Source organism: Colwellia sp. BRX10-1 (genome assembly GCF_014077545.1).
Lineage (GTDB): Bacteria > Pseudomonadota > Gammaproteobacteria > Enterobacterales > Alteromonadaceae > Colwellia_A.
Window position 1 is genome coordinate 543,478 of sequence record NZ_JACGWC010000001.1, and the last position, 9,549, is coordinate 553,026.

Annotated in this window: 12 protein-coding genes; 2 read left to right on the top strand and 10 right to left on the bottom strand. The window is 36.3% G+C overall.

Features of this window, described 5'->3' with window-relative positions; translation table 11 throughout:
• Positions 1–82 precede the first annotated feature (82 nt).
• Genes H4J75_RS02435 through H4J75_RS02445 form a run of 3 tightly spaced genes read right to left on the bottom strand, consistent with a single transcriptional unit; the run spans position 83 to position 2,336 of the window.
• Positions 83–841: a TIGR04219 family outer membrane beta-barrel protein gene (locus H4J75_RS02435; RefSeq protein WP_182221225.1), complete on the bottom strand. Its 759-nt coding sequence runs from the start codon at positions 839–841 to the stop codon at positions 83–85.
• A 13-nt stretch (positions 842–854) separates the two neighbouring features.
• The gene (locus H4J75_RS02440; RefSeq protein ID WP_182214728.1) at positions 855–1,847 is read right to left on the bottom strand and encodes a DUF2333 family protein; all 993 of its coding nucleotides are present in this window, start codon (positions 1,845–1,847) and stop codon (positions 855–857) included.
• Between the two features lie 9 nt (positions 1,848–1,856).
• On the bottom strand, positions 1,857–2,336 hold the full coding sequence (locus tag H4J75_RS02445) for a copper chaperone PCu(A)C (protein ID WP_182214730.1): 480 nt from the start codon (positions 2,334–2,336) through the stop codon (positions 1,857–1,859).
• Positions 2,337–2,406: 70 nt separating this feature from the next.
• Between H4J75_RS02445 and H4J75_RS02450 the strand changes: the two genes are divergently transcribed.
• A complete protein-coding gene (locus tag H4J75_RS02450; RefSeq protein ID WP_182221226.1) occupies positions 2,407–3,141 on the top strand; it encodes an enoyl-CoA hydratase/isomerase family protein in 735 nt (244 codons plus the stop codon).
• A 54-nt stretch (positions 3,142–3,195) separates the two neighbouring features.
• Here H4J75_RS02450 and H4J75_RS02455 read toward each other — a convergent pair whose 3' ends face one another.
• The 7 genes from H4J75_RS02455 to dusA form a co-directional block, all read right to left on the bottom strand.
• On the bottom strand, positions 3,196–3,531 hold the full coding sequence (locus H4J75_RS02455; protein ID WP_182221227.1) for a hypothetical protein: 336 nt from the start codon (positions 3,529–3,531) through the stop codon (positions 3,196–3,198).
• Between the two features lie 82 nt (positions 3,532–3,613).
• Positions 3,614–3,829, bottom strand: a complete 216-nt coding sequence (locus tag H4J75_RS02460) for a PspC domain-containing protein (RefSeq protein ID WP_310733754.1) — start codon at positions 3,827–3,829, stop codon at positions 3,614–3,616.
• A gap of 144 nt (positions 3,830–3,973) precedes the next feature.
• Positions 3,974–4,636 (bottom strand): phage shock protein PspA, encoded by a 663-nt coding sequence (pspA, locus tag H4J75_RS02465; protein ID WP_182176465.1) that lies wholly within the window; start codon positions 4,634–4,636, stop codon positions 3,974–3,976.
• Between the two features lie 292 nt (positions 4,637–4,928).
• Positions 4,929–5,816, bottom strand: coding sequence for a sulfurtransferase (locus H4J75_RS02470; RefSeq protein ID WP_182221228.1), 888 nt, complete (start codon positions 5,814–5,816; stop codon positions 4,929–4,931).
• A 109-nt stretch (positions 5,817–5,925) separates the two neighbouring features.
• Entirely contained in the window at positions 5,926–6,057 is a 132-nt protein-coding gene (locus H4J75_RS20055) for a hypothetical protein (RefSeq protein ID WP_259364605.1), read from the bottom strand.
• Between the two features lie 10 nt (positions 6,058–6,067).
• Positions 6,068–6,346, bottom strand: coding sequence for a hypothetical protein (locus H4J75_RS02475; protein WP_182221229.1), 279 nt, complete (start codon positions 6,344–6,346; stop codon positions 6,068–6,070).
• Between the two features lie 277 nt (positions 6,347–6,623).
• Positions 6,624–7,634, bottom strand: a complete 1,011-nt coding sequence (gene dusA, locus H4J75_RS02480; protein WP_310733753.1) for a tRNA dihydrouridine(20/20a) synthase DusA — start codon at positions 7,632–7,634, stop codon at positions 6,624–6,626.
• A 110-nt stretch (positions 7,635–7,744) separates the two neighbouring features.
• On the opposite strand from dusA, the gene H4J75_RS02485 reads away from it, so the two are divergent.
• Complete coding sequence (locus H4J75_RS02485; RefSeq protein ID WP_182221256.1) at positions 7,745–8,815, top strand: site-specific integrase; 1,071 nt, start codon at positions 7,745–7,747, stop codon at positions 8,813–8,815.
• Positions 8,816–9,549: the final 734 nt, after the last annotated feature.

The following is a 9,549-nucleotide window of genomic DNA, read 5'->3' on the forward strand; positions in this document are numbered from 1 at the left end:
TAACAAAAAAGGCGCTAATTTTATAATTAGCGCCTTTATCAGTTTAAAAGTTCAGCTTTGTGAAACAGGTCCAATTAAAGCCTTAAAAGTGGACAACAACACCTGCAAAAGCACCTTTAAATTCAATGTTTGTATACAAGTCATCTAAATCTTCAAGTTCAAATTTAACCGCTTTATAGCCAAGTGTTAAATTTACATCAACCGCTAAGTTATCAATAAGCTCGTAGCTCAAACCGACTTGGTAGTCGTATATAGTATGATCGTCAATCGATAATAAATTACCATTGGCAAAAAGATTAAAACTCGTGCCGGGTAAGCCGACAATCGTTGAAACATAAAGCATAGGTACGATTTCTGTAACGGCTAATGTTCCTTCAACTGATGTACCACCAATTGCTGATGCAACCGTAATATCGCCATCAAAATCACGACCGGTTAAACCAATATCAAAAGAGAAAAGACCGTTATCAAAAATTTCATAATATAACGTATAGTCAATATAACTAACATCGAAGGTGCTACCAACAGCGGTGCCAGCGTCGAATGTTTTACCAGAAAAGTCAAAATCCTGCGACAAAACTGTTGCGCCATCAGTATCTAACGTTGTTGAGGCTATCATTAGATTGGGGATTAAAGGGATCGGATGTTCTAGAGCGATATAAAATGAACCTTGCTCTTTATCTTCTAAATTAAAATCAACTAAGCCAGTTTGTTCACCAAAAGTACCTGTTGCTTCATTACTCCATATTGAGCCACCAATATAAAGTCCGGCAATAGTATCAGCCATTGCTGATGTTGAAAGTAACCCGGTAACAAGTACTGCTAATGCTGTTTTTTTCATGTTGAACCCTTTATTATCCTTGACTTAATAAGTCATTTAAATCGATTAGTGCTGCGTTAGCACGAGAAATATAATTTGCCATTACTAAAGAATGATTAGCTAATAAACCAAAGCCATCACCATTAAGGATCATTGGACTCCATATAGATTCTTGGCTTGCTTCTAATTCTCGAATAATTTGCTGTACGCTTACTTTAGCATTTTTCTTCTCTAATACATCATTAAAATCAATTTCTACGGCGCGTAAAAAGTGAAGTAACGCCCAGCACGCACCACGTGCTTCATAAAATTCATTATCAATTTTCCACCAGCTGGTTTTTAAGACAACGCTTGACTGTGCTGACGTTGATTGCTGCGCAACGCTATCGCCAGCTAAGTCGGTATTTAACTGTTCACGGCCAACACTTGCACTTAATCGTTGAGAGTAGCTGCCTAAACGTTTATTCACTTCTTGGATCCAGTCACGTAAATTATCTGAGCGAGCATAAAATTGCGCTGTTTGACTGTTAACATCACCTAACGCTTTGCGATAGGCATACAATTCGTTAATTGCTTTATTGTATTCACTTTCTGCACTTGGCATCGCCCAACTTTTGTGATCGATATTGTATTGAGGCTGAGCAACTTTTAAGTGCTTATTTTCTACTGATTGTGACTGAGAGCGGCTAAATTCCTGACGCATAACAAGCGCCATATCACGCGACATTTCAAGCGCACCAAGCTCCCAAGCTGGGATATTGTCTAAAAATACTGAGGGTGGCAAAGCATCATTTGACAGATAACCGCCAGGTTTATTTAATAATGTCTCGGTTACTCTAATAAGTGCAGTTGTTGTGGTGTAACCGACAACAGGTTTTATACCAGCTGCCGTTGCATCTTTCGTTGCTTCAGCTCTAATATCAAGCTGCTCAGGTTCAAAGCTCCAATAAACGCCGAGAAAATAGCCTGAGAGGATGATAGCAAAAAAAATGGTGACAAAAGTTTTGCCTGAAAAATTAGTCGTCATGTTGAGCTCCTAATGGTGTTGTTTTTTAGCTGGGTTTTCTTGTTTAATACTTCGCACCGGAATGGTTACGACAAGATCCTTTTGCTGCTTAAAGTGCAATGTTAATGAAAGTTCCTCTTCAGGTAACAAGGCTTTTTTAACGTTAAATATCATTAAGTGATAGCCCATAGGCTGCAATACCACTTTATTATTCCCTTCGATTGTCAATTGTTCAACTTGACGCATCTTCATCATACCATCACTCATGGTGTGTTGATGAATTTCAATTCTATCGGAAAACAAGCCACTGACTCCTGTTAAAATTAGCGCCTCATCATTTTTATTTTCAATCGACATATAAGCTGAAGTTATACTGGTTCCAGGTATGCTAGCTCTCACATAAGGCCCGTCAATAATAATATTACTATCGTGTTCAACAGCAAAAACATCGCTATTGATACTGAGTAACGTAAAAGATAATACAATGGCTATAAAACATATTTTATTCATTTCTCGCTATACTTCCTTTTTTAGACAGATTATTTTTATTGCCTTAACATTGTAACTAAGCTGGAGCAAAATGGATAACTTAATTATTAGCCAAGAAAACAATCATGTTTTCACCGTGACTTTTAACCGTAAACATAAAAAAAATGCACTTAATCAAAGTATGTATATCGACTTATGTGCTGCTCTAAAATATGCGAGCGAAAATTCAACTATCCACTGTGTGCTTATTCAAGGCGATGAAAACTGTTTTTGTGCAGGTAATGATTTGAATGACTTTTTACAATGCTCACAAGATGATGAATTAGTAGCATTAGATTTTGTACAAGCACTAACAATATTTGATAAACCTCTTATTGCCGCAGTTGCTGGCCCAGCAATAGGTATTGGCACTACCTTGTTGTTACATTGCGACATGGTCATAGCGGCAAACAATAGTAAATTTAAATTACCCTTTACTCAGCTAGGTCTATCACCTGAAGCTGGCTCTAGCCTGTTGTTACCCCTGCGTATTGGTCATAACAAAGCGTTTGAACTTTTAGTACTTGGCAAGCAATTTACTGCCGAACAAGCACTAGATTACGGTCTTATTAATCAAATATGCATACCGGAAGATTTACTAAAAATAGCTAGCGATATTGCTAATACTATTGCTAAATTACCTCATGATTCTGTCATGACCAGTAGAAAATTGATGAAACAACATGCTCAATTGACTATGCAACAGGTCATTGATAACGAAGCTAAAGAATTTAAACGTTTAGTAAAAACGCAGCAATGTAAAAATATTTTAGCGCAATTTTTTTAAAAAAATAAATCTTAAAGATGAAATAGTCAGCCAAAATTTGCGGGGGTTTCATCTTTAGGCGGTTTGTTTTTTGTCCCCTGCCATTAACCAAATAACAACAGCAATAAAAATAACGGGCCAAAATATACCAATCATCACAAAGGCCGCCGCACCAAAAATCATCATACCGATAAAAATTAATGAACCAAACACACTCATAACAATTGCAAATGCCACCATGACAAGAATAACCATAATAATTGCTGAAACACTAATCGCTTTTAAAGGATCAATGAGTTCATCACCAACATGAAGGTCGACATTAAACATTTCTATAAAACTTATTCCTAATGCATAGGTTAAAAATAAGGTTGCAAAAATTGCTAATGTTAATGATTTAAAAAATGACATAATTCCTCCTGCTTACTTAGTTTTACGCACAGCTATCGGTAAATATTATTTACTCGCTATCGCTTTAAGTTAATACTGCCCATTAATGCTTGGTGGGTAATAGTATCGCCGCGACCACATAAGCAACACCGCTAGCTAACGGAAATATAAGCAAAGCAGCAATAGCGGCAATACGAACAGCTATTCTTGGTAAGTCATAATATTTTGCGATGCCCGCACAAACGCCTGATAATTTTTTATGGGCAACATCTTTTGTTAAAGTTTTTTTCACTGAATACTCACGTTGATAGCTCATCATTTATTCCTTAATTCTAACCGCTGTTTTGTAAAAAAAGTTAATAGTCCTGCGCCAACAAAAAAAGTTAATACGGGAGCAAGACACATGATCATTATGAAATAGCCACTATGATGTATCATGTAATGCCCCCTAGTTTTTTGTCGCTTAGCCATTAACAACTTGCTTTTTTAAATCGGCTAATTCTTGTTCAATAGATTCATCTGTTTCTAAATCACGAAACTGGCTGGCGAGATCTTTATTCTCGGTAAAGTCATAAGACTCTAATTCAGCTTCTACTCGGTCAATTTTTTGTTGGTAGCGTTCAAATTTATTAATGGCTTCATCTATGTTGTAGACAATCGCTCTTTCACGCACTTTTAAACGTACTTCAACTGACTCTTGACGCAATGCAAAAGCGTCTTGCTTACGTTTAGCTTCTTGAAGTTTTTCTTGTAAACGTTGACCGTCTTCTTGTACTGCACTCAAAAAAATCTCTAGTTGCGCTAAGTCATCATGGAATTCATTGACTTGTACTGAACATTTTTGCTTTTCATGGAGCGCAGACTTCGCAAGATCATCACGCCCTTTATTAATGGCTAATGCGGCTTTTTCTTGCCAATTATTAATACTGGCTTCTAGTGATGCTATTTTACGCATTAAGGTTTTCTTTTCTGCTATATTTTTTGCTGCAGTAGAGCGTACTTCAACCAAGGTTTCTTCCATTTCCTGAATGATCAATTTAACCATTTTCTCAGGATCTTCAGCTTTATCTAACATATTGTTTAAGTTAGCGTTAATAATATCGGTAAAACGTGAAAACATGCCCATAATCCATTCTCCTGCGCAAATGCGCTGCTATTAGTATTTTAATTTAATGACTCATTAAGTATTAACCAAAATGTTAATGCTTAACTTGCTACTGTGTTTTCTATTACAAGTGACATGCCAACTCAGCAAAAAAAATTAAACTACTGTTTATTAAGGGATTTTATAAAGACATCGATTACAGAAAGAAAGGGGACATAATATGTCAGACGAAAATATAGTCAAATTCACAAATTAATTAGTTAATTTGACTATACACATAACATCGTGGAATTTTATTAAAATGAGCATTGGATTATTGAGTAACGACTACCGGAAAATAATCACCTGCGCCCCACTCACTCCATGAGCCGTCATAAACTTTTACGTGCTTATAACCGCTCATTTCGGCGGTTAACGCTAAAACACAGGCGGTTACCCCAGAGCCACAGCTCATCACCATTGGTTTATTTTCGCTATTAATAGCGTTAAATTTTTCTTTTAAAATATTTTTGGCGAGCAAGCAGCCATCATGCGATAAATCACTAAAGGGTAAATTCACAGAAGAGGGAATATGACCGCTACGAATACCTTCGCGTGGCTCAGCAACTTTGCCCTCAAAGCGTTCTTTAGCCCTAGCATCAACAATAAGGTGTTCTTGAGAGTTAAGGTTACGTTCTATATTTTGGCTGCTATAAAAGTATTTTTTACAAAATGTAGCGATAAAGTTACCACGGCTAGTAACAGAAGATGTCGCTGATGAAACACGATACCCTGATGCCAACCAAGCGGGTAATCCGCCATCAAGTACAGCAACATTTTCATGTCCCATTGCTCTAAACATATACCAAGCACGCGCTGCAGAAAATAAGCCTTGGTCATCGTAAACAACAATTTGACTGTCTGTCATTACCCCTAACGCACGCGCTTGCTGCTGAAAATGTTCAGCACTTGGCATAGTGTGGGGAAGTGGATTTGATAAATCAGAAAAGTTTTTATTTAAATCGAATCGCTTGGCATAAGGCAACGTAAAGTCTGGCCATTGTTTTTCTGGCGAGCGCATATTACCAACGGGTGGGATACTCGCATCAAGCAGTATTATATTTGATAATGGTTTTGCAGAGTCTCCGGTTAAATGGAGTGTAGGAAAAAGCAAATCATGCAGCTGACGGCACGATATTATTTGCTGAAAAGTCGAAGGCATAGTTAGCGTCATTCATTTTTGAATAAGGCTTAAAAAATAACGAATAAATCGATAGTTGTACAGTCGAAAAAACAATATAAATTGGCAGGGTACAACAAATTCCCTGCGTTTAGCTTGCGGCTTGTTTTTCGGCTGATGATTGTTCACGGTTATTTTCTACTAGGCTTACCACTAAAGACGCTGCCAATAAAAATACAGCAGGTAACATCAATAACGTAAAAATTAGCTCTAAGCTCGGCATAATCAATTCCTTACTCATCCGCTGCTTGAACGGTATTCTTTTGTTGAGTACCCTTTTTGTTACTAAGCTTAGCCACTAAAATTTGGGAATATTTGTTGTTGGCTAAAGCTGACATCGTGATATCTGGCTGAACTTTATCTTTTACGTTACTCGCTAATTTTGTATTGAGTTGTTCAATGCCTGTTTTAACCATCAGATTAGCGATAGTTTTGATGTCTGTAGTATTGTCTGCAAAACTGTTAAAAGATAATAAAGCGGTAGTTAATGTGGTGATCAATAACGTTTTCATGTTGTTCTCCAAGTTTTATAATAGTTAAGTCGTAATATCTATTACAAAGGTTGTGCCAGAGATCAAAAAAAAAATTAAGCAATTGAATTTTATAGAATTAATTAATCTATGCTTTTATCATAAAAATAAAGTTTAAGACTAAATAAAAGAAAAGTGGTCAAAAAAGCCAATTATTAATAATTATAGCGATAACATTATATTTATCGCTAAACGGCAAGATAAATAGTATTCCGATTTAGGGATACAATTTCCCAAAATCGGTACACAAAACAGAAAATTACTCGCCTGCAGGTAGGGTCACTTGTGCGAACGCATCAAAAAGAACTTGGCTGGTAACTTCATTACCACTGCATTGCTCACTTAAATAACGACGAAACTGCCTAGCACCCGCTAAACCATTGCAGAGTCCAAGCATATGGCGAACAACATGCCAAGCACGCCCGCCGTTGGCAATATGAATATCAATATAGCGCGCCATCTCGGCAACAATTTGCTCACGAGAAAGAATATCCGTGTTTGTTTGATAAATCGCGTTATCTGCTTCAACTAACATGTAAGGGTTTTGATAAATTTCACGGCCTATCATCACACCATCAATATGAGTTAAATGCTCATTCGCCTCATCATAGGTTTTAATACCGCCGTTAATTGAAATTTGTAACTGTGGAAAGTCTTTTTTGATTTGATAAACACGACCATAATCAAGGGGCGGAACTTCCCTATTTTGCTTAGGGCTTAAACCGCTTAACCAAGCTTTACGTGCATGAATAATAAAATGTTTACAGTCAGCCTGAGAGACCACATCAACAAAATTATGTAAAAACTCATAACTGTCATGGTCATCGATACCGATACGCGATTTAACAGTAACCGGAATATTGGCTGCCGCTTGCATCTCATTGACACAGTCAGCTACCAAAGAAGGTTCAGCCATTAAGCAAGCACCAAAACGACCATTTTGGACACGATCAGATGGGCAGCCAACATTAATGTTAATTTCATCATAACCATACTGCTCAGCCATTTTTGCACACTCTGTCATGGCTTTAACATCACTTCCCCCCAGTTGCAGTACAACAGGGTGCTCTTCTTTGTTAAAGGATAAATAATCACCTTTACCAAATATAATTGCGCCAGTAGTCACCATTTCGGTGTATAGCACGGTGTGCTTTGACATAACACGATAGAAGTAACGGCAATGGCGATCAGTCCAATCGAGCATGGGTGCAACGGAAAGTCGGTGATCTATTGGATTAGCTGAGCTTAGCGGTTTTACTGGGATTGACACAAAAACACCTTATAAATATACTGTATAGAATTACAGTGAATTACCGCGAGTTACCCTGAGTTTCGATATGCAGTACCCCATATGTACCCCATAAAAAAGTAGGATTAATGATGGCATCTTTTACAATTGAAAAACGTACAAAGGCAAACGGTGACTTTTCTTATCGCTGTAAAGTCGTTGTTAAACAAAAAAACGCAATTATACACCGAGAATCTAAAACATTCCGTAAAAAAGAACTCGCTCGTACATATGGAAGGAAGCGTGTTCAAGAAATAGAGAATAACGAAATTGGTATTAAGAAAACGATACCACTCAGTGCATTGTTAGATTTATATTTTGAAGATGTCCATTTATGGGAGAAAACAGGAAGAACTAAGCAATACGTTATCAAAATGCTTAGGGACTGTGACATCGCAAAAATACAAAGCAATAAACTAAAAACTAGCGATTTAATTGCACACTGTAAAATAAGACAACTTGCAGGAGCAAAGCCTGCAACTGTTTATCATGACATTTGTTATTTACGTGCGGTAATGAAAAAAGCCCACCCAGTTTTTGATATTGAAGCCAATTTTTCAGTTTTTGATGAAGCGATACCAACACTCATTGATATGGGTTTAATTGGTAAAAGTGACAGAAGAACGAGAAGGCCGACACAGCTTGAACTCGAAAAATTGAAAGTTGGATTAGAAATAAGAGAAAAACAGAAGCCAAATGGTCACGTCAGAATCCCCTACTTAGATATTTTGGATTTCAGTATTCTAACCTGTATGCGTATAGGTGAAGTTTGCAAACTGCGATGGGACGATTTAAACCTAGAGCATAAAACGATCATTGTTAGAGACAGAAAAGATCCTCGTAAAAAGGAAGGTAACCATATGATCGCCCCGTTATTGGGTGAATCTTTCAGCATTGCCACTAAACAACCTAAAACAAGTGATTTAATTTTTCCTTACAACTCAAGAAGTGTAACGGCTGGGTTTCAACGAGTTAGAAATGATTTAGGCATAGAGGACTTACGTTATCATGATTTAAGGCGCGAAGGAGCGAGTCGATTATTTGAGCAAGGCTATAGCATTGAAGAAGTAGCTCAAGTAACTGGCCATAGAAATTTAAATATTCTATGGCAAGTATATACTCAATTATTCCCACATAAATTACATGATAAATTCAATGATTAAAAGTTGATAAAGTACAACTTATGAAATAAAAAACCACCCGAAGGTGGCTCTATTTAAATTACATTATCCAGAACTGAATAATATAAAATATACTGGGTATCTTGAATTTAATTTTAACATCAATAGATATCATATATTTCTCCTTTTACTTCAAAAACGTAAAGATAAGAAGTAATCGAAAAGAAGACGATCCAATAATTTTTGTATTGAATCAGTAGCCCTAAAAATATATAGTAGCTTTGTAAACCTATGTCATCTTCCGAATTACTTCGGCTTGTGCTGACTACGAACCCTTGAATATTTTCGAGATACTCAAGGGTTTTTTCTTGCCTGAAAATCAGCGTAACTCCCTTACTGCTTATAGTGTGCTGTCGTTTGATTCTTTTTGCAACAGTTAGTTAACGACTGTTTTATTAACTTTCTTGAGTGAAAAATATAAGTCAGTGAACACTAACTTAGTGGTGCTTTTTAATTTTGATTCTAAAAAAACGCAACGAATTTTTTAAATTAATTTAAAGCCAAAATTATTTTAATAATAATTACATTAGTTAAATTTCGCCCATAAAGACCAACCTTTTGAGCCATCAAATATATTTCTTAATAATAATGATGATGAAATACTTTTTTGAAAAACTAATCCAGTGTTAAACAAAACAAGTTAAAGGTATTAAGACTATCTAGTTTGGCAATAACTTAATGAAGTATTGAAGTATTGAAGTATTGAAGTATTGAAG